The organism is Nostocoides sp. (genome assembly GCF_037045025.1).
Classification (GTDB): domain Bacteria; phylum Actinomycetota; class Actinomycetes; order Actinomycetales; family Dermatophilaceae; genus Nostocoides_A.
The window spans coordinates 40900-58972 of record NZ_JBAOHM010000011.1 but is presented as its reverse complement, the minus strand read 5'-3'; the positions used below and the strand labels follow the sequence as shown (position 1 = coordinate 58972).

Sequence of the window (18073 nt, the reverse complement as noted above, 5' to 3'; positions counted from 1 at the left end):
GCGGATTTGGCGGCGGTGTCCTGAGCGTGCCGAAGGGATATACGCGGATTCTTTTCGGCTGCGGGTTGGAAATCTCGACCATGAGCATTCAGGCGCTGTCACGCCAAAACCCCAAAACGCCAGAACGCCAAGCCACCATCGCCCCCGGCCTGCTGCCCGTCTTTCGCCTGGCTGCCGGGATTCGGCTGGGCTTCATGCTGCTGGTGGTGGCGTTAGCGTTGACCCTGCCCATCTCCGGCCAGGCGTTGGCGCTGGCAGTGCTGGTGGAGAGCGTGCTGCTGCTGGCGGCGCTGAGTTGGCCGCGGCTGCAACGATTGCTGGGGCGCGGGTTCCTGCCGGCCATGCTGGCCTGGGCGCTGCTCAGTCCCCTGCTGGTGCGCGGCTTGCTGCTGGGCGATTTAGCGCAGACAGGGCTGCCCGGCGCAGAGCTGCCCGGCGGCCTGACCGACTACGATCTCTTTGTCGATGCCAGTTTCAATCTGGCCTGGCTGGCTGTGCCGGTGGTGTTGGCAACCTGGCAGTACGGCCGCCGGGGGCTGGTCATCACGATGACCGTGGTCGTAGCTGGCAATCTGCTGGGGGCGTTGCTGCCGGAGAACAGTGCGGCGGCGCGGGCGGCGCTCGTCGTGGATACTGGCAGGCCGGCTGGCGATCATCGGGCTGGTGGCAATCGTCGTGGAGCGGCTGGCCGCGGCGCAGCGACGTGAACAGGCGGCGCTGGAGGCGGCCGATCGCCAGCTTGCCCGCACGCGCCGCTACGGTAGAGCAGTTGACCGAGAGCCGTGAGCGCAACCGGCTGGCGCGCGAACTGCACGACACGTTGGCCCACACGCTGACCGGGTTGAGCGTGCAATTGCAGGCGCTGGGCAAGTTGATGGCGACGGATCCTGCGGCGGCGCAAGTACAACTCAAGGCGGCGCAAGCGACCGTGCGCGACGGCATCGGCGAAGCGCGGCGTGCGATCCAGGCGCTGCGGGCAACGCCCCTGGCGGACCTGGGGCTGAGCGAAGCGCTGCGCCAACTCTGCCGTGGCTTTGCGGAGCGATCAGGCATTGCGTTCGACTGCCGGATCGAGGATACGGACCCACTGGAGCCGGCGGTTGCGCAGGCGATCTACCGTACGGCCGAGGCGGCGCTGGCTAATGTGGAGCAGCACGCCAACGCCGGCAACATCACCGTTACCTTGACGCGGCAGGATGCTGTGTTGCGCCTGGTTGTGCGCGACGACGGCGCCGGCTTCGACCCGGCGCAGGTGGCGGCGGATCGCTACGGGCTGGCGGGCATGCGCGAACGTGCCGCTGCCGGTCGGGGCGACGCTGACAGTGCACAGCGCGCCGGGGCGCGGGACGGAAATTGTGCTGGATACAGGGACATAGACCATGCTGACACAATCCGGCATTCGCATTCTTATCGCCGACGACCAGGCCATCGTCCGTCAGGGGCTGGAGGTGATCCTGGGCCTCGAGCCTGACCTGCACGTGGTCGGCGCAGCGGCAAACGGCGGGGAGGCGGTGGCGCTCGCCGCTGCGTTGCAGCCGGATGTCGTGTTGATGGATCTCAAGATGCCGAAGATGAATGGCATCCACGCCACGCGGCGCATCACCCAGGAACTGCCCGCGGTGAAGGTGCTGGTGCTCACGACCTACGACGGCGACGAATGGCTCTTCGACGCGCTGCGCGCCGGTGCGTGTGGCTATCTGCTCAAGGACAGCGACAGTGATGCCATCGTCGCGGCGATCCGTGGCGCGGTGGCCGGGGAAGTGCACCTGGACCCGCACGTGGCCGGCAAGGTGCTGCACGAGTTCAACCGCGTCGCCGCCGCAAACCAGCCTCTGCCACCGGCCAGACCGACGGCGCCAATGCTGCTTGAACCGCTTTATGAAACCTTGAGCGAGCGGGAACTGGCGGTCTTGCAGGAACTGGCGCAGGGCAAGAGCAACCAGGAGATCGCGGCGACGCTCTTTCTGGCTGAGGGCACGGTCAAGAACTACGTGAGCACGATCATGGCCAAACTGCACGCCAACGACCGCACCCAAGCCGCGATCTACGCCCTGAAGCGCGGCCTGGCGCGGCTGGACTAACCAGGCGGCACAAACAGCCAAACCACAAGACGCAAAGAGCGTTTTCTTTGTGCACCTTCGTGTTCTTTGCGTCTCTGTGGCTATGCTTCGACGGCATCCTCTATCCGGATGCGCGCTACCGGCTGCAGCGTAGCCAAACCCGCCAGCAGATGCGCAACCTCTGGCTCATAGGCCGCCAGCAGCTCCGGCAGCGGCCAGATGCGCAGGTTGCTGTCGAGGAGGAGCAGCGCGCTGCGCGCCACGCCGGTCATCAGCGTGATCGCGAACTCAAGATCGTCGCGGCGAACGTGCGCCGACGTGGACGCGGAACGCCTGCATAGCCTGGGCGGCGGCGACGGCCACCGCCGCCATGTCACGCGGGCCATCGCAGAGCAGCGCGTAGCCAGTGAGCGCTGCGCCCCGCGCTTCAAGCGCCACATATTCGAGGATCGCGTTGGCGTCCTGGTCGGCCAGGCGCAGGAAGTCGGCGCGGGCGGCGGCCATTGTAGCCTGCATGGCGCGGGCGGCGTCCGCCTGACCGCGCGCTGGGTTTTCGATGAGGGTGCTGTTGGCGGTGGCCTGCGCCAGCGCAGCAGCCAGCGCACCGCTCAACGCAGTGGCGCCGCCAGCTTGGCAGTGGTTGTCGTCGCCGATGCGCGCTACAGCGTCGCGCACCGTCAATGTCGAAATCGCACCGAGTGCCGTCATGGTTGGGACCTTGCGGACGTGCTGGAGTGGATCGTCGGCAGGTAGTTGAAGAGCGTCAGCAGCCCCGTCGTCGTGACGATGTTGGGCGGGAAGGCGAGGCTGTCGCGCAGCCCGATGGCAAAGGCGTCGCGATAATCGCCCGCGGCGATAAAGAAGGGCGGCATATCGAAAACTTCGATGAGTGAACAGCCCAGCACCCAGATCTTCCAGTCATGGAAACCAGGGTCGAGGGGCAGATTGGCGGCCGGCTCGCCATAGTTCACAGTGACTACAAGGTCGCCGTCATCGGTGCAGATGTTGACGGCGGTCAACCCGGTGACAGGCGCAAGGTGCCCCAGGGTGACCAACGCTTTGCCCGCTGGGATTGCCGTAATTACCGGCGTCTGGATCAATTTGGATGGGAAACCGTTGGCGCCGCCGATGGCCAGCAGATAGTAGCTGGTGTCGGCATTGAATTGTGCCGTGGCGGACACGATCACTGTCTCCGTGCCCGGCGTCAGCAGATCGATTACCACACTGCCAACGGGAAACTCGACGTTGTCCACGTAGTTCCCGTAGACCATGCCGGTGAGGATCGCCGTGCCGTTTACGCGCACGTCCACTGCCGTGCTGGCAACGTCGGCGGCAAAGGGCGCAAAATGGCCGATGGTGACCGTGGGGTTAGCCGCAGGCGCTGCCGGCGTCTCCCCATCCTGTGCCAGGGCCGGTTGCGCCGCCAACAGCCCGGCGGCCACGGCCAGCCAGACCAGAGCAATCTTGAAAAAGGTGTACATCGCTTACTCCTTGTGAAGTGTCCATCGAAGCTGGCGGGATTCCGCAATTGCATTATACACGACTCCAGGCCGCGTGCGCCGTTCCCCTAGGCATGGTTTTGCCGCGCTTCGTCTGCAAACAAGCGTCACGGGCAGGTGTGCTACAATAGGTGTTCGCCCTGGATTTGGCTCATCGACGCACAGGGCTGAGGGTAGCGTTTATGCACGGGAAATTCTCCATCTATCGCCGCCTGCTCGGCTATTTGCGACCCTACCCTGGCGCCGTCGCCCTTGGCTATGGCGGGATGCTGGTGGCGACGCTGCTCAATCTGGCCGTGCCCCAACTGCTCAAGTTCGCCATCGATCAGGGGTTGGCGGCCGACGACCCCAGCGCCCTCTTCTGGGCCGGCGGTGCGATTATGCTGATCGCCCTGGTGCGCGCCGGCGCCGGCTATTTGCAGCGCTTCTATGGCGAGTGGCTCACCTTCCGCGTCGCCTATGACCTGCGCAACGACTTCTACCAGGCGGTGCAACATCTCTCCTTCGCCTTCCACGACCGCGCCCACACCGGCGACCTGATGAGCCGCGCCACCGGCGACATCGGCGAGACGGAGCGCTTTGTGGGCATCGGCCTGATGGAACTGCGTCGCAGTGGTGGCGTTGGGCGGTGGCGTGCTGGTGGCCATGTTCCTGATGAATGCGCAACTGGCGCTGCTGGCGCTGCCGTCGGTGCTGCTGCTGCTCTTCCTGGCGGTGCGCTTTGGCCGCGTCGTCAAGCCGAAGTTTCAGGACGATTCAGCAGCAGATGGGCGTGGTCTCCACCATCATGCAGGAGAGCCTGACCGGCATCAACCTGGTCAAGGCCTTTGCCCGCGAGCCGCACGAGTTCGCCAAGTTCGACGCCGAAAACGAGGATTGGCTGCGCCGCCGCGTCGATGTGATCCGCACCTGGGGCAACTACTGGCCCAGTTTCACGTTGATCCTGGCCGCTCGGTGTCTTCCTGCTGCTCTGGGTGGGCGGCCCGTGGGCGCTCTCCGGCGCGATCACCGCCGGCACGCTGTTTGCCATGATCTCCTACCTGCTGATGCTCAACGCGCCGGCGCAGCAGTTGGGCAACCTGATCAACCTGGCCGCCAACGCCGGCGCCAGTTCCCAACGCGTCTTCGAGATCGTCGACACGCCGAACGACTATCGTCGAACCAGCCAGGCGCCGTGACCCTGCACGATGTCCGACGGCGCGGTGCACTTCGCGCACGTGAGCTTTGCCTACGGCGGCGACAGCCATGTGTTGCACGATATTGACTTCGCCGTCACGCCAGGACAGACGGTGGCGCTGGTCGGCCCCACGGGGTCGGGCAAGTCGTCGATCGTCGACGCTGCTGCCCCGCTTCTACGACCCGACCGCAGGTGCAGTGCTGCATCGACGGCGTCGACGTGCGCACGGTGACGCTGCAGAGCCTGCGCCGCCACATCGGCGTCGTCCTGCAAAACCCGTTCCTCTTTAGCGCCACCATCGCCGAGAACATCGCCTACGGTGTGACCGACGCCGACCAGGCCGCCATCGAGGCTGCCGCCGGCGCGGCGAACGCCCACGACTTTATCCTGCGCTTTCCGCACGGCTACGCGACCCACGTCGGCGAGCGGGGCGTAACGCTGAGCGGCGGGCAGCGCCAGCGCATCGCCATCGCCCGCGCCCTGCTCTACAACCCGCGCATCTTGATCCTGGACGACTCGACCAGCAGCGTGGACACCGAAACCGAGCACCTGATCCAGCAGGCGCTGGCCAACTTGATGCGCAACCGCACGACCTTCATCATCGCCCAGCGGCTGCTGACACTGAAGAACGCCGACCTGATCCTCGTCCTGGAGTACGGCCGCATCATCCAGCGCGGCACGCACAAGGAACTATTGACGCAGGGCGGTCTGTACCGGCAGATTTACGATATGCAACTGCGGGATCAGGAAGCGTATCTGGAGGGAGCGAGACCTTGACCCAGACGATCCTTTCCCGCCGGCCAGACACACCGGAGGATCGCGCGCGGCGTGAGGAGAAGGTGCGCAGCCTGCTGCACGACGACGATGAGATTCTCGGTCGCGCCTATGACGCCCGGCTGGTGCGCCGGCTCTGGCAGTTTGCCGCGCCCTACCGCAGCCAGATTCGTGCTCGCCGTCGCCGCCATGACCGTCGCCACGCTGATGAGCGTGGCCGGCCCGTGGGTGATCGGACACGCGGTCGATGCCGGGCTGGAGCACGCCGACCCGGCCGCGCTGCGCTTCTGGACGCTGACCTTCTGGCGGCGTCGCGCTTGGCTGAATGGTTCTTCAACCGTCAGCGCATCTACCTGATGGCCTACGTGGGCACGCGCGTCGTCAGCCGACATGCGCAGCGCGCTCTTTCGCCATCTGCACGCGCTCTCGCTCAATTACCACAACAACATGAGCGTCGGCCGCCTGATGAGCCGGCTGATCGGCGATGTGGGCGTCCTGCAGGAGTTCTGTCACCTGGTCGATCACCGGGCTGGCGCGTTCGCTCTTCAACCTGTTTGGCATCACCGTCGCCATGCTGCTGTTGAACTGGCAGCTTGCCCTGGTCGACCTACGCTGGTCGCTGCCGCTGATGGTGCTGCCTGACGCTCTACTGGCGAGCGCCACGTCCGCGACGCCTACCGGTCGACCCGCCAGCGGCTGGCGCTGATCAACGGCTATCTCAACGAGTCGATCCAGGGCATTCGGGTCACGCAGAGCTTCACATCGGACGGTGCGCAACTTTGCCCACTTCGACGACCTGAACCGCTCGTTTTTTGACGCCAACGTCGGCGCCGCGCTGGCTGGCCGCCATCTTCTTCCCCGGCGTGGATTTCATGGGGTCGCTGGCGACGGCGCTGGTCGTGGGCGTCGGCGGCTGGCTGGTCCTGGGCGATGCGCTGACTGCCGGCACGCTGGTCGCCTTTGTGCTCTACGTCGAACGCTTCTTCGACCCGATCCGCGAACTGGCGCAGCGCTACAACACTTTCCAGGCCACGATGGCCGCCAGCGAGCGCATCTTCGCTCTGCTCGACACCCAGCCCGACTTGCAAGATGCGCCGGATGCAGTCGAACTGCCGCCGATTGTGGGGCGGGTGACTTTCGACAACGTCACGCTTCCACTACAAAGCCAGATGAGCCGGTGCTCGACGGTGTCGACCTGACCGCGGCGCCGGGCCAGCGCATCGCCCTGGTGGGCGAGACGGGCGCCGGCAAGAGCACGATCATCCGCCTGCTGGCCCGCTTCTTCGATGTGACCGGCGGCGCGGTGCGCGTGGACGGCCACGATGTGCGCGACGGTGACGATGGCCAGCCTGCGCTCGCAGATGGGAATCGTCTTGCAGGATACGTTTCTCTTTGGCGGCACCATTGCCGACAACATCCGCTATGGCCGGCTGGACGCCAGCGACGCAGAGGTGATCGCCGCGGCGCAGGCGGTGGGCGCTGACGCGTTTATCACGCGGCTGCCCGACGGCTATCAGACCGTGGTGCGAGGAGAACGGCGGCCAACCTGAGCGTCGGCCAGCGCCAGATCATCCTGGCCCTGGCCCGCGCGCTTCCTGGCCGACCCGCGCATCTTGATCATGGACGAGGCGACCAGCAGCGTCGACACGGCCACCGAGAAGATCATGCAGCAGGCGATGGACACGCTGATGGAAGGGCGCACCGCCTTTGTCATCGCCCACCGGCTGAGCACCATCGTCAACGCCGACAAGATCGTGGTGATGGACCGTGGGCGCATCGTCGAGGATGGGTTCCCACGCCGAACTGCTGGCGCAGCCGCGGGCGCTATTTCAATTTGTATACGCTGCAGTGGCAAACCGCATCCTGATCGTCGCCGATGACCCGCTGGTGCGGGCGGGGCTGGGCGCGATCCTGGCCGGGCAGGCGGGGGTGACGGTGGCCGGGCAGACCGGCAGCGCCGATCTCGCCGCCGCGCTGCGTGCCTTCCTGCCTGACGTGGTGGTCTGGGATTTGGGCTGGGAGCCGGAGCGCCGCTGTCGGGGCAGTGAGCACCTTTGCCGACAACAGTGCGATGCCGGTGATCGCGCTGCTGGCGACGCCGGCTGCGGCGGGCGCAGTGCTCGCAGCCGGCGTCCGCGGGCTGTTGCCGCGGCGAGGTGGACGGCGCGCAGATCGCCGCGGCGGCCGGTGCGGTGGCGCAGGGGCTGATGGTCTTCGGCGCGCATCTGGTCACGCTGCCCGCCGCGCCCGTGGGCAACAGTGAACCGGTCGAGCCGCTCTCTGCGCGCGCGAGTTGGATGTGCTGCGGCGCATGGCCGAGGGTCTCTCCAACAAGCAGATTGCGCGCGACCTGGAGATCTCCGAGCATACGGTGAAGTTTCACGTCAACGCCGTGTTGGGCAAACTCGGCGCGGCAAAGCCGCACTGAGGCGGTGGTGCGGGCGACGCGTGTGGGATTGATCCTGTTGTGAACACCCTGCCGGGAGGCTGCGGGCCTAAGTCGCAGGTTGCCAGTGACCGGCATAGCTTTCGCCGGTAGGCGGCGACAGTGCTAGAATAGCGCCACGTAACGCAGCTATCATGCCAGGAACAGGTGCCATGCCCGACAATCCAACGAAAACCAGCCCTCCTCCACAACCCGCCACACAGCCGTCTGCGCGCCGCGCCGTTCAGCGTGCTCGCACCAAGAGCTACCTGCTCTGGACCTTGGTCGCGCTGGCAGCGTCGGTGATCGTGACGCGCACCTATCTGGAAGTGACCGGCTACCCGCAGATCGGCGGCGGCGATTTGCACATCGCCCACGCCATCTGGGGCGGCCTGCTGCTTTATGTGGCTGCGCTGCTCCCGCTGATCTTCGTCAACAACTGGGCGCTCACGGCAAGCGCTATCTTGAACGGCGTGGGAGCTGGCCTGTTTGTCGACGAGATCGGCAAGTTCATCACCCGCAACAACGACTATTTCTATCCGCCGGCTGCGCCATTGGTCTACTCCTTCTTTTTGCTCACCGTGCTGCTCTTCGTCCTCTTACGCCGCACACGGCGGCGCGATCCGCGCGCCGAGCTGTTCCGGGCGCTGGAAGAACTGCAAGACCTGGTCGACGGCAATCTCGACACGGGGGCGGTGCAGCGGCTTGAGGCGCGTCTGGAGGCCGTGACCGCGGCGTCCGACGCGAACCTGGCGCAGTTAGGCGGGACACTGCGCGCCTATGTCCAGCAGGTTGAGAATGACCTGGAACGCCCACAGCCTGGTTGGGCCAGGCGGCTCTCGCTGCGCATCGAGGGTTGGGGGCGCCGCCTGGGCCGCCGCAACCATCGTATCGTGATCGTGATCATGCTGCTGTGGGGCAGCCTCACTGCGCTGGCCAACGTGGCGATCCTCACCACCGTAGCCGTGGCGCCGGACTTGCTCGATGAATCGGTCGTGGCGCTATTGGTCAGCACGGGTGAACTGCGCAGCGTGAACGAGTTGCCGTGGTTTGTGGCGCGGCTGGTGCTGGAGAGCACCGCCGGACTGCTGACGATGTGCGCCATCGTGCTGCTTTTCATGCGGCGCGAGGCGCGGGCGATCGGCGTCGCCATCTTTGCCGTGACGCTCTCCTTGACCACCGTCGTCCTGCTCACGTTTTATCTCGACCAGTTCGGCGCGATGTACGGCGCCCTGCTCGAGTTTTTCAGTCTTATGATCCTGATTACCTACCGGCGCTGGTATCTGGAGAACCCAACCGGCGCACCCTGACCTGCACCAGAAGGAATGCCACCATGTCCGCAGATTCACCGGCGTTGGCTGCTGTGCCTGCCGCACACCAGCGCGATGAGAGCCTCACCTACGAAGTCTTCATCACGGCGGTGACGCTGCTCACCCTCGCCATGACCGCCGCCTACTACCTGCATCTGACGTCGGAATTGGTCAAGCAGGTGCTGATCGCCGTCGACACCGTCGTCATCGTACCGATTCTGCTCTTTGACTTCATCCGCACCCTTGCCCGGAGCCAGCACAAGACGCGCTACCTGCTGACCTGGGGGTGGCTGGACCTGATTGGCAGTTTTCCCTACCTGCCGATTCTGCGCCTGCTGCGTCTGGCCCGCGTGCTGATGGCCTGGCGGCGGCTGCGCGGTACCACCCAGGCCGAAACTATTGCGGAGGCGCGCCGCAAACTGGGCCAGAGCAGCTTTCTGATTGCCTTCTTTGTCGGCGTCCTGGTGCTGATTTTCGGCAGCATTGCAATTGCCACCGTAGAGGCAAACGCGCCGCTGGCCAATATTCGCAGCGGTGAGGATGCGGTGTGGTGGGCGTTTGTCACCGTGGCCACGGTCGGCTATGGCGACTTCTACCCGGTGACCGACATCGGTAGAAACATCGCAATCGGGGTCATGTTTGTCGGCATCGGCATCTTCAGCATCTTCACCGGCTATTTGTTGACCGCGTTTCAGGCGCGGCGGCGGCGCGAAGAAGAATACACCATTGCCGCCTTGCGCCGCGAGGTGGCGGAAATGCGCACCCTACTGGAGGAACTCACCCGTGAACGACGTTGACACCGGCGCTGCCCCGGACCTGGCCGCGGCCCTTTGGCGCATCCACCGGCGGCCCGGACGGCCCCAGGCGTGGGTGGGCGGCGGCAACCTGCCCTGGAACGACCCGGCTTTTTCGGCGCGCATGCTGCGCGAGCACCTGGACGAATCACACGGTGCAGCGTCGCGGCGCAGCGCCGAACGTGCGGCACAGATCGACTGGCTGTGGGCCAGGCTCGCCCTGGCGCCGGGCAAGCGCGTCCTCGACCTCACCTGCGGCCCCGGTCTCTACGCCGTGGCACTGGCGCGCCGCGGCTGCCAGGTCACCGGCGTCGACTTCGGCCCGGCGTCGATTGCCTACGCGCGGCAGCTTGCCGCAGAGCACGCGGTTACGGCAGCCTGCAATTTCATCGAACAGGATGTGCGCACCGTCACCCCGCCCGCGGCAAGCTATGACGCCGCGCTCATCCTCTATGGCCAGTTGGCGGTCTTTACCCGGGCCGAAGCGGCGGCGCTGGTGAAAACCGCCGCAGCCAGCTTGCAGCCGGGCGGTCGCCTCTGCATCGAACTGCTGGATCAGGACCGGGTGGACAAGAAACAGAGCACCTGGTGGTTCACCGATGACCGCGGCCTATGGGGCGATGCGCCTTTTGTGCATCTGGGCGAACGTTTCTGGGACGACGAGCAGGCGCTGTCGCTGGAACGCTTCTACACGCTGCACCTGGAAACGGGCCAATTGGATGAGGTGCTGCTCTGCGACCAGACGTATGGCGTGGACGAGATGTGCGGTCTGCTGCAAGCGGCGGACTGCGATCTGGTAGATGTCTACCCGGCGTGGGATGGCCTGCCGCTGCCTGACGCCGCGGAGTGGCACGTCTACGTTGCGCAGAAATCTATTAGGTAGGGTGAATGCAATAGACCGCGGATTTGCGCTGATTTTTGAATTTAACTGTGAGAATCCGCCTTATCCGCCAAATCCGCGGTCTATCGTGTTCTTCTAGGCGAGCACCCGCGGCGCGGCGAACTCGCGGGGATCCGCGGCCAGGTTGATGGCGCTGCCGGCCTCCAGGTCTTCCAGGAAGCGCGTGGCAGACATGGCCGCGGCGCAGCCCTGGCCGACGCTGGTGGCGACCTGCTTGAAGACCTTGTCCTGAATTTCACCGGCGGCGAAGATGCCAGGTACGTTGGTGCGCAGCGTGCGGTCGGTGATCAGATGGCCGTCCTCGTCCAGGTCAAACTTGCCTGGATACAGGTCGTTGTTGGGGATGTGGCCCACGAAGATAAAGACGCCGTCGGTCTCCAGCCGCCCCTCTTCGCCGGTGACGGTGTTGCGGGTGCGCACGCCGGCCACCTTGCCGTTTTCGCCTTCGATGGCGGTCGGCGCCGTGTTCCAGAGCACCTCGATCTTCTCATTGGCGAAGACCCGATCCTGCAAGATTTTGCTGGCGCGGAACTTGTCGCGGCGGTGCAGGATGCGCACGCGGCTGGCGTAGCGCGTCAGGAAGAGCGCCTCCTCGGCTGCGCTGTCGCCGCCACCGACCACCAAGCACATCTTTGCCGCGGAAGAAGAAGCCGTCGCAGGTGGCGCAATAGCTGATGCCTTTGCCGGTGTACTCTTTTTCGCCGGGAATCTCCAGGTAGCGCGGGCGCGCGCCGGTGCAGAGGATCAGCGACAGCGCGCGATATTCGGCGCCGTTGGCGGTGCGCACGACGAAGGGGTGGCGGTCGACGACGATCTCGCTGACATAGTCGAACTCGACGCGCGTGCCGAACTTTTCCGCCTGCGCCTTCATCTTCTCGACCAGGTCCGGCCCGCTCAGGCTCTCCGGGAAGCCGGGGTAGTTCTCGATGTCATAGGTGATGCTGACCTGGCCGCCGTAGTCGTTGCCGGTGATCAGCAGCGGATTCAGGTTGGCGCGCGCGAGTGTAAAGTCCAGCGGTGAAACCCGCCGGCCCGCTGCCGATGACGATCACGTTTTCTACTTTGGGTGCGCCGTTTGCGCCGTTGCCGTGTGCAGATGTCATATTCATACGCGTGACTCCTTATATTTTACTCACTATATTTTTCATAGCGAATCATACATCTTATCGCCCGCCGCTGTCAATTCCAGCCCCTCTCCCGCTCCCGCTGTTTGCCCGCGACAATCATAAACCAAATCATGCGCCATGACTTTGGCCACTTGTCATCTGTATGATAGGATAGGCAAGTTGATGGATTGACAGCAAACATGTCATCAAACATGTCGTCAAACATGTCATCGGCGCCGCATGTGGCGGCGGGCTACTGATAGGTGGCCTGCCAGCCGCAGCTTCGAGGTCGTGGCCGGGACATGGAATGAGCGAACCAATTGAACGAGGGAAAACCATGTCGTCATTTACAGTCACAACCGAACAGCGCCCGGACCGCCAACTGGCGGTTACCATCGAGGTGGCGCCGGAAGAGGTGCAGCGCGAGTTGCGCAAGGCCGCCAACAAGGTGGCCAGCCAGTACCGCATCCCTGGCTTTCGCAAAGGCAAGGCCCCCTATCACATCGTCGTACAGCAGTTTGGCCTGGCCAACCTCTACGGCGAGTTTGTCGACGACCTGGGGCAGAAGCTCTTTTCCGAAGCGATCGAGCGAGAAGGCATCAATCCCTACGCCCAATCCAGCCTGGAAGACATCAAGCTCGAACCGCTGACCTATCAACTGCTGGTGCCGCTGGAGCCGGAGGTCAAGCTGGGTGACTACCGCAGCCTGCGCATGGCGAAGCCGGCGCCGGAGGTGGATGAGGCCGCGGTCGATGCGCGCATCAATCAACTGCTTGACGAATACGCAAGTTGGGGACCGATCGAGCGACCCAGCGCCTATGGTGACATGATGACGATCGATGTGCGCAGCGTCATTCCCGCGAGCGCCGCTGGCGAGGAAGAGATTGTCGTCCTCGACGAGACCGACTGGGACGTGACGCCTGATCTGGAGAATCCGATGGAGCCGCCCGGTTTCGACCAGGAGTTGCTTGGCCTGGTCTCAGGGGATACGAAGCAGTTCGTCCTGCCCTGGCCCGCAGACAGCCAGAGCATCTATGCCGGCAAGTCCGCCAACTTCACTATCACCGTGAAACAGGTCGAAGCGTATGCCAAGCCCGCGCTGGACGACAGTTTCGCGGAATTGGTTGGCCCGGATTTTGCCACGCTCGACGATTTGAAGGCCAGCATCCGCGCCAGCCTGGCATCCGAGCAGGAAAGCTCCGCTCAGAACAAATTTCTCACCGACGTGCTCGACGCCATCGTGGTGATGAGCGAGTTGAACTATCCGCCGGTTGTGGTCGAGGATCAGATCGACGGCATGGTGCAAGACCTGGATCAGCAGTTGCGCCGCTATGGGCTTGACGGGATCGATGCGCTGCTCCAGCGCCAGGGTCAGGACGATCGCACAGTACCGCGCCGGCATCGCCGACCAGGCCAAGAGCATTGCCCTGCGCAACCTGGTGCTCTCGGAACTGATCCGGGCCGAACAGTTGACCGTAAGCGAAGAAGAGCTGGCTGAGCGCGCCACGCGCATTGCCACCCAGGATTATGCCGAGCATGATGCCGAGGCGGATGAGGCTGGCGAAGAACACCAGCACGACCACACGGCCGAAATCAAGGGGCTGGTGGAGTTCTTCACCCAGGGCGGCGGCCGCACCATGCTGGCGAGCCAGTTGCTGACCGAAAAGGCCTTCACGCGACTTACGGCGATTGTGAGTGGTGAGGAAGTCTCCGGCCCTGATCAACAGCGAATCCGGCGACGTCAGTGCTGTGGACGCGCCGCGCGCGGACGCTGAGGCGGCGTAATCGTCGCGCGCTCGCCACGCGCTAACCTAACGCAAACGTGCAACTGGAGACCGCTTACATTGCACAGCACGGTGACGGCGTATCGTGATAACGTCGTCTATTGAATCTGTGTATCAGCAAGGGAGCACCTTTATGATCAACCCCAGCAATGTAATTCCGATGGTCATCGACAACTCTGGCCGCGGCGAGCGGGCGTATGACATCTACAGCCTGCTGCTCAAAGAGCGCATCGTCTTTCTCGGCATGCCGATCAACGACCAGGTGGCCAACCTGATCGTCGCCCAGTTGCTCTACCTCAACGGCGAGGATCCCAACCAGCCGATCAACATGTACATCAACAGCCCCGGCGGCAGCATCTATGCCGGCCTGGCCATCTACGACACCATGCAGATGATCCAGGCGCCGGTCGCCACCTATGCCGTGGGCGTGACCGCCAGCATGGGCACCGTGCTGCTGGCGGCAGGCGCCAAGGGCAAGCGCTATGCGCTGCCCCACGCCACCATCCACATGCACCCGGCCAGCAGCGGCGCCCAGGGCTATACCGAAGACGTGCGCATCGCCTTCCGCGAGCAAGAGCGCGTGCAGACGCAGCTCTTCCATCTGGTCGGCAAGCACACCGGCCACGACTGGCGCGAGATCGAAGAGATGTTCATCCGCGACCGCTACATGAACGCGGTGGAGGCCAGGAACTACGGTCTGATCGACGAAGTGCTGGGCGACACCAGCGACATCGTCGTGATTATCGAAGGAACGGTCAGATCACGCATCGGCTGTGCGGCGTTGATCGACGGCGCTCATGCAGCCAATCGACATAGCGAGCTTCACGGTCGCAACTGGTTGGACGGCAAGCACGTCACGTACCATGCCGCTAACCTGACGGTAGACACATGGCGACATCCGATCAGCAGTCCACATTGTTCCTTCTGCGGCAAAGAGCGCACGCGAAGTGCGCCGGCTGATCGAAGGCGCAGGATGGCGTCTATATCTGCGACGACTGCGTGCTGCTCGGCGCCGAGATCCTGGCCGAAGAGGGGCTGGTGACAGGCGCCGCGCCGCGTGCCCGACCAGCGGCGCGCAAGCCAGGCGCCGCGCGCCATTCCCAGCCCGCGCGCAATCGTCGCAGCATCTGGACCAGTATGTGATCGGCCAGGAGCGCGCCAAAAAGGTGCTCTCCGTGGCCGTGTACAACCACTACAAGCGCGTCTTTGGCGCGCGCGCCGCCGTGACGCCGAACGCACGCCCGTCGAGATGCCGGACACGGCGATGTCGAACTGGCCAAGAGCAACGTGCTGCTGATCGGCCCGACCGGCAGCGGCAAGACGCTGCTGGCGCAGACGCTGGCGCAAGTATGCTCGACGTGCCCTTCACCATCGCCGACGCCACCACGCTCACCGAAGCGGGCTACGTCGGCGAAGATGTGGAGACGATCCTGGTTGGGCTGCTTGCAGAATGCCAATTGGGACGCCGCACGCGCGCCGCCTACGGCATCATCTACATCGACGAGATCGACAAAATTGCACGCAAGAGCGGCGACAACCCCAGCATCACCCGCGACGTGAGCGGCGAAGGCGTGCAGCAGGCGCTGCTCAAGATCATCGAAGGCAACGTCGTCAACGTGCCGCCGGGGTCAGGGCGCAAGCACCCGCAGCAGGAGTTCATCCAGCTCGACACGCGCAACATGCTCTTCATCTGCGGCGGCGCTTTTGCCCGCCTGGATGAGGTAGTGCGCGCGCCGGGTGCAGCGCAAAGGCGCGCTGGGCTTTGTGGACGAAGACGCAGCTGCTCCGGCCGCAGGCGACTGACCAGCGCCGACCGAAAGCCAGAGCAGCCGCTGCCCGGACGACCCGACCGAACGCCAGCGCGAGCAGCGCATCCGCCGCATGGAAAAGGAGAGCCGCGAGGAAAGCGCGCTGCTGCGCCAGGTGATGCCGGACGATCTGCTCAGCTTCGGCTTGATCCCGGAGTTCATCGGCCGCCTGCCGGTGGCTCGTCAGCCTGGAAGCGCTCGACCGCCAGACCCTGGTGCGCATCCTCACCGAGCCGCAAAGACAGCGTCGTGCGCCAGTATCCAGCGCCTCTTTGCCATGGACAACGTGCGCGCTGGAGTTTGAGCCGGACGCGCTGGAAACCGTGGCAACCGAGGCGTTCCTGCGCCGCACCGGCGCGCGCGCGGCCTGCGCAGCATTGTCGAAGATGCGCTGCTCGACGCGATGTTCGAGATCCCCAGCCGCAACGATATTGCGCTGCTGTGTCGTGAACAAGGATGTGTTCACCCAGCACAAACCGCCGCTGCTTTTCAACGCCCAGGGTCAGTTAGTGCATCTGAGCAAAGAACTGCGCACGGCCGCATAGGCCGTGTGATCGGCTTCCGATCGATGCGCAGCAGCATATAAGAGGCGAACCAGCCATGGTGTTCGCCTCTTTTGTTTTGGTTCACCAGGATATGACCGAAATCTGGATTGTACGCCACGGCCAGACGGACTGGAATGTCGAGGGCCGCTATCAAGGCCAGGCCGACCGGCCGCTCAATGCCGTTGGGCTGGCGCAGGCTGAAGCAGCTGCTGCACAGTTGCAGGGCATGCGCTTTGCCGCCATCTATAGCAGCGATCTGCAGCGCGCCGCGTCACCGCGGAGATCATTGCCGGGCAACTGGGGCTGCCGGTGCAGGTGGACCGCCGGCTGCGTGAGGTCAACCAGGGCGAGTGGGAGGGGCTGCTTACCGCCAACATTCAGCAGCGCTACGCTGAACAATGGGCGGCGCGCCAGCAAGATCGGCTCCACACCGCGCCGCCCGGCGGTGAGTCACTGGCGCAAGTGGCGGCGCGTGTCCTGGAGAGTGTGCGCGATGTTGCGCAGCGTCACCTGGAGCAGAGAATCTTGATTGTGTCACACGGCCTGGCGCTGGGCGTAGTCCTTTGTGCGGCAGCCGGGGCGCCGCTTACCGAAGCATTTCAGCGTATCCCCGAAAACGCGCAACCAATGATCGTAAACTGGACGCAGACCATCGTCCAATGACCTCTGCATCGCACAATCGTCCTTTCTCATGTGACAAATCAGGACTTACGCAGGCTGAGCTTGTCGCAGCCGGCTGCGACAAGCTCAGCCTGCGTAGTCCTAAAATCAGATTTCGTTGAGCAGTGCGGCGATGATCTTCTGATCCGTTACCGGGAATGGGTAGGCGGCGAGGTCGTCGAACGCCACCCAACGCCAGTCAGCGCAGCCGAGCGCCTGCGGTTCGCCGCCGACATGTCTGGTGTGAAACGCGTGCAGCGTAATTCGAAAGTGGGTGTAGGCGTGACGCACCACCGTCACCGGCGCGCCCGACCTCAATGGCGATGCCCAGTTCCTCCATGATCTCGCGGCGCAGACAGGCCGGCAGATCGACATCCGTCGCCTCCTGTTTGCCGCCGGGGAACTCCCACAATCCGCCCAATAGCCCCTTGTGTGGTCGCTGGGCAATCAGCAACGGCGACGCAAAGGGTTCACCCTGCCAGATCACGCCCGCGGCGACGTCGTAATGCGGCGTTGTCTTGCGTGGCGGCATGACGGGCCGGTCTGCCTGTGTGCCGCGGGCGGCAGCCAGGCAGAGGTCAACCAGCGGGCAGAGCAGGCAGCGCGGGCTTTGCGGCGTGCAGACGGTGGCGCCCAGTTCCATGAGCGCCTCGTTGCAGGCGCCGGCGGCATCGGGCGGCGCCGTCTCCACCAACAGCCTTGCCAGACGCCACAGTTCGCGCAGCGTCGCCGGCGCGTCCACCGGATCGCCGATGTCGCAGAGCCGCGCCAGCACCCGCTTCACATTGCCGTCGAGGATCGGCTCCGGTTGGTTGAAGGCCATGCTCAGGATCGCGCCGACGGTATATTCGCCGATGCCCGGCAGCCGCAGCAACTGGCGGCGATCGGCCGGCAACTGGCCGCCATGTTCGGCGACGAGCTGCTGCGCGGCGGCGTGGGCGTTGCGCGCGCGTGCGCATAGTAGCCGAGTCCTTCCCACACCTTGAGCACGGTCTGCAGGTCGGCGGCGGCCAGCGCTGCTACGCTGGGAAAGCTCGCCATCCAGCGCATAAAGTAGTCGATCACCGTTTCGACGCCGCGTCTGTTGCAACATGATCTCGCTGATCCAGACGCGGTAGGGGTCGCGCCCGCCCGCGGGCGCGTCGCGCCAGGGCAGGACGCGTTGGTGCGACGGCGTGCCACGCCACCAGCCGGCGCGCGATCTCCTCGCTGGGGCGGGTGGGTACGGTC

Annotated in this window: 23 protein-coding genes and 8 pseudogenes; 25 read left to right on the top strand and 6 right to left on the bottom strand. The window is 64.7% G+C overall.

What is annotated here, in order from left to right; genetic code table 11:
• Positions 1-26 precede the first annotated feature (26 nt).
• The 3 genes from V9G19_RS11200 (at position 27) to V9G19_RS11190 (ending at position 2081) form a co-directional block, all read left to right on the top strand.
• Positions 27-707, top strand: coding sequence for a hypothetical protein (locus V9G19_RS11200; protein ID WP_462285521.1), 681 nt, complete (start codon positions 27-29; stop codon positions 705-707).
• A 62-nt stretch (positions 708-769) separates the two neighbouring features.
• Positions 770-1471 carry a sensor histidine kinase gene (locus tag V9G19_RS11195; protein ID WP_462285520.1) on the top strand — a complete coding sequence of 234 codons (702 nt, stop codon included), beginning with the start codon at positions 770-772 and terminating at the stop codon, positions 1469-1471.
• The gene (locus V9G19_RS11190; RefSeq protein ID WP_462285519.1) at positions 1380-2081 is read left to right on the top strand and encodes a response regulator transcription factor; all 702 of its coding nucleotides are present in this window, start codon (positions 1380-1382) and stop codon (positions 2079-2081) included. Before V9G19_RS11195 ends, V9G19_RS11190 begins: the two co-directional genes overlap by 92 nt.
• Positions 2082-2161: 80 nt before the next feature.
• Here the strand turns inward: V9G19_RS11190 and V9G19_RS11185 are convergent, their stop codons facing one another.
• The 3 genes from V9G19_RS11185 to V9G19_RS11175 are packed head-to-tail and all read right to left on the bottom strand — an operon-like array spanning position 2162 to position 3541.
• Positions 2162-2332, bottom strand: coding sequence for a hypothetical protein (locus V9G19_RS11185; RefSeq protein ID WP_462285518.1), 171 nt, complete (start codon positions 2330-2332; stop codon positions 2162-2164).
• A 16-nt stretch (positions 2333-2348) separates the two neighbouring features.
• Entirely contained in the window at positions 2349-2768 is a 420-nt protein-coding gene (locus tag V9G19_RS11180) for a cyclodeaminase/cyclohydrolase family protein (protein ID WP_462285517.1), read from the bottom strand.
• Positions 2765-3541, bottom strand: coding sequence for a DUF4397 domain-containing protein (locus V9G19_RS11175; RefSeq protein WP_462285516.1), 777 nt, complete (start codon positions 3539-3541; stop codon positions 2765-2767). The genes V9G19_RS11180 and V9G19_RS11175 overlap by 4 nt, the downstream gene beginning before the upstream one ends.
• A gap of 200 nt (positions 3542-3741) precedes the next feature.
• Between V9G19_RS11175 and V9G19_RS11170 the strand changes: the two genes are divergently transcribed.
• The 17 genes and pseudogenes from V9G19_RS11170 (at position 3742) to V9G19_RS11090 (ending at position 10922) form a co-directional block, all read left to right on the top strand.
• Entirely contained in the window at positions 3742-4362 is a 621-nt protein-coding gene (locus V9G19_RS11170; RefSeq protein ID WP_462285515.1) for an ABC transporter transmembrane domain-containing protein, read from the top strand.
• Positions 4326-4427, top strand: a pseudogene (locus V9G19_RS11165) (hypothetical protein); the annotation flags it as partial. The gene V9G19_RS11170 and the pseudogene V9G19_RS11165, both read left to right, overlap by 37 nt.
• 106 nt (positions 4428-4533) lie before the next feature.
• Entirely contained in the window at positions 4534-4737 is a 204-nt protein-coding gene (locus V9G19_RS11160) for a hypothetical protein (RefSeq protein WP_462286262.1), read from the top strand.
• A 9-nt stretch (positions 4738-4746) separates the two neighbouring features.
• The gene (locus V9G19_RS11155; RefSeq protein ID WP_462285514.1) at positions 4747-4968 is read left to right on the top strand and encodes an ATP-binding protein; all 222 of its coding nucleotides are present in this window, start codon (positions 4747-4749) and stop codon (positions 4966-4968) included.
• Positions 4929-5513 (top strand): ABC transporter ATP-binding protein, encoded by a 585-nt coding sequence (locus tag V9G19_RS11150; RefSeq protein WP_462285513.1) that lies wholly within the window; start codon positions 4929-4931, stop codon positions 5511-5513. Before V9G19_RS11155 ends, V9G19_RS11150 begins: the two co-directional genes overlap by 40 nt.
• A gap of 168 nt (positions 5514-5681) precedes the next feature.
• Positions 5682-5867 carry a hypothetical protein gene (locus tag V9G19_RS11145; RefSeq protein ID WP_462285512.1) on the top strand — a complete coding sequence of 62 codons (186 nt, stop codon included), beginning with the start codon at positions 5682-5684 and terminating at the stop codon, positions 5865-5867.
• A gap of 33 nt (positions 5868-5900) precedes the next feature.
• Positions 5901-5957: pseudogene (locus tag V9G19_RS11140) on the top strand (hypothetical protein); the annotation flags it as partial.
• A 124-nt stretch (positions 5958-6081) separates the two neighbouring features.
• The gene (locus V9G19_RS11135; RefSeq protein ID WP_462286261.1) at positions 6082-6216 is read left to right on the top strand and encodes a hypothetical protein; all 135 of its coding nucleotides are present in this window, start codon (positions 6082-6084) and stop codon (positions 6214-6216) included.
• 106 nt (positions 6217-6322) lie between these two features.
• On the top strand, positions 6323-6709 hold the full coding sequence (locus V9G19_RS11130; RefSeq protein ID WP_462285511.1) for a hypothetical protein: 387 nt from the start codon (positions 6323-6325) through the stop codon (positions 6707-6709).
• Positions 6688-6789 (top strand): annotated as a pseudogene (locus tag V9G19_RS11125) (ATP-binding cassette domain-containing protein); the annotation flags it as partial. The gene V9G19_RS11130 and the pseudogene V9G19_RS11125, both read left to right, overlap by 22 nt.
• 55 nt (positions 6790-6844) lie before the next feature.
• A complete protein-coding gene (locus tag V9G19_RS11120; protein ID WP_462286260.1) occupies positions 6845-7060 on the top strand; it encodes a hypothetical protein in 216 nt (71 codons plus the stop codon).
• Between the two features lie 69 nt (positions 7061-7129).
• Positions 7130-7390: a hypothetical protein gene (locus tag V9G19_RS11115; protein WP_462285510.1), complete on the top strand. Its 261-nt coding sequence runs from the start codon at positions 7130-7132 to the stop codon at positions 7388-7390.
• A complete protein-coding gene (locus V9G19_RS11110) occupies positions 7359-7718 on the top strand; it encodes a response regulator transcription factor (RefSeq protein ID WP_462285509.1) in 360 nt (119 codons plus the stop codon). Before V9G19_RS11115 ends, V9G19_RS11110 begins: the two co-directional genes overlap by 32 nt.
• Before the next feature lie 79 nt (positions 7719-7797).
• Positions 7798-7938: pseudogene (locus V9G19_RS11105) on the top strand (response regulator transcription factor); the annotation flags it as partial.
• A gap of 170 nt (positions 7939-8108) precedes the next feature.
• Positions 8109-9245 (top strand): hypothetical protein, encoded by a 1137-nt coding sequence (locus V9G19_RS11100; protein ID WP_462285508.1) that lies wholly within the window; start codon positions 8109-8111, stop codon positions 9243-9245.
• Positions 9246-9268: 23 nt separating this feature from the next.
• Positions 9269-10042 carry a potassium channel family protein gene (locus V9G19_RS11095; RefSeq protein ID WP_462285507.1) on the top strand — a complete coding sequence of 258 codons (774 nt, stop codon included), beginning with the start codon at positions 9269-9271 and terminating at the stop codon, positions 10040-10042.
• Positions 10029-10922, top strand: a complete 894-nt coding sequence (locus tag V9G19_RS11090; RefSeq protein ID WP_462285506.1) for an SAM-dependent methyltransferase — start codon at positions 10029-10031, stop codon at positions 10920-10922. Before V9G19_RS11095 ends, V9G19_RS11090 begins: the two co-directional genes overlap by 14 nt.
• 93 nt (positions 10923-11015) lie before the next feature.
• Here the strand turns inward: V9G19_RS11090 and V9G19_RS11085 are convergent.
• A pseudogene (locus V9G19_RS11085) lies at positions 11016-11913 on the bottom strand (NAD(P)/FAD-dependent oxidoreductase).
• 440 nt (positions 11914-12353) lie between these two features.
• On the opposite strand from V9G19_RS11085, the gene tig reads away from it, so the two are divergent.
• The 5 genes and pseudogenes from tig (at position 12354) to V9G19_RS11060 (ending at position 16846) form a co-directional block, all read left to right on the top strand.
• Complete coding sequence (gene tig / locus V9G19_RS11080) at positions 12354-13544, top strand: trigger factor (protein WP_462285505.1); 1191 nt, start codon at positions 12354-12356, stop codon at positions 13542-13544.
• Positions 13426-13821, top strand: coding sequence for a hypothetical protein (locus V9G19_RS11075; protein WP_462286223.1), 396 nt, complete (start codon positions 13426-13428; stop codon positions 13819-13821). The genes tig and V9G19_RS11075 overlap by 119 nt, the downstream gene beginning before the upstream one ends.
• Positions 13822-13963: 142 nt before the next feature.
• Positions 13964-14542, top strand: a pseudogene (locus V9G19_RS11070) (ClpP family protease); the annotation flags it as partial.
• A 189-nt stretch (positions 14543-14731) separates the two neighbouring features.
• Positions 14732-15599, top strand: a pseudogene (gene clpX, locus V9G19_RS11065) (ATP-dependent Clp protease ATP-binding subunit ClpX); the annotation flags it as partial.
• A 639-nt stretch (positions 15600-16238) separates the two neighbouring features.
• Positions 16239-16846 (top strand): annotated as a pseudogene (locus tag V9G19_RS11060) (histidine phosphatase family protein).
• A gap of 105 nt (positions 16847-16951) precedes the next feature.
• Here the strand turns inward: V9G19_RS11060 and V9G19_RS11055 are convergent.
• Together V9G19_RS11055 and V9G19_RS11050 are read right to left on the bottom strand one after the other, a co-directional pair.
• Positions 16952-17101, bottom strand: a complete 150-nt coding sequence (locus tag V9G19_RS11055) for an NUDIX hydrolase (protein WP_462286222.1) — start codon at positions 17099-17101, stop codon at positions 16952-16954.
• A complete protein-coding gene (locus V9G19_RS11050; protein ID WP_462285504.1) occupies positions 17043-17936 on the bottom strand; it encodes an NUDIX domain-containing protein in 894 nt (297 codons plus the stop codon). The genes V9G19_RS11055 and V9G19_RS11050 overlap by 59 nt, the downstream gene beginning before the upstream one ends.
• Positions 17937-18073: the final 137 nt, after the last annotated feature.

Bases quoted from the DNA above. Each gene is read 5' to 3' on its own strand.
- V9G19_RS11190 (WP_462285519.1), top strand. From the start codon at position 1,380: ATGCTGACACAATCCGGCATTCGCATTCTTATCGCCGACGACCAGGCC.
- V9G19_RS11185 (WP_462285518.1), bottom strand. From the start codon at position 2,332: ATGACCGGCGTGGCGCGCAGCGCGCTGCTCCTCCTCGACAGCAACCTG.
- V9G19_RS11180 (WP_462285517.1), bottom strand. From the start codon at position 2,768: ATGACGGCACTCGGTGCGATTTCGACATTGACGGTGCGCGACGCTGTA.
- V9G19_RS11175 (WP_462285516.1), bottom strand. From the start codon at position 3,541: ATGTACACCTTTTTCAAGATTGCTCTGGTCTGGCTGGCCGTGGCCGCC.
- V9G19_RS11170 (WP_462285515.1), top strand. From the start codon at position 3,742: ATGCACGGGAAATTCTCCATCTATCGCCGCCTGCTCGGCTATTTGCGA.
- V9G19_RS11155 (WP_462285514.1), top strand. From the start codon at position 4,747: ATGTCCGACGGCGCGGTGCACTTCGCGCACGTGAGCTTTGCCTACGGC.
- V9G19_RS11135 (WP_462286261.1), top strand. From the start codon at position 6,082: ATGCTGCTGTTGAACTGGCAGCTTGCCCTGGTCGACCTACGCTGGTCG.
- V9G19_RS11115 (WP_462285510.1), top strand. From the start codon at position 7,130: ATGGACGAGGCGACCAGCAGCGTCGACACGGCCACCGAGAAGATCATG.
- V9G19_RS11100 (WP_462285508.1), top strand. From the start codon at position 8,109: ATGCCCGACAATCCAACGAAAACCAGCCCTCCTCCACAACCCGCCACA.
- V9G19_RS11095 (WP_462285507.1), top strand. From the start codon at position 9,269: ATGTCCGCAGATTCACCGGCGTTGGCTGCTGTGCCTGCCGCACACCAG.
- tig (WP_462285505.1), top strand. From the start codon at position 12,354: ATGAGCGAACCAATTGAACGAGGGAAAACCATGTCGTCATTTACAGTC.
- V9G19_RS11050 (WP_462285504.1), bottom strand. From the start codon at position 17,936: ATGTTGCAACAGACGCGGCGTCGAAACGGTGATCGACTACTTTATGCG.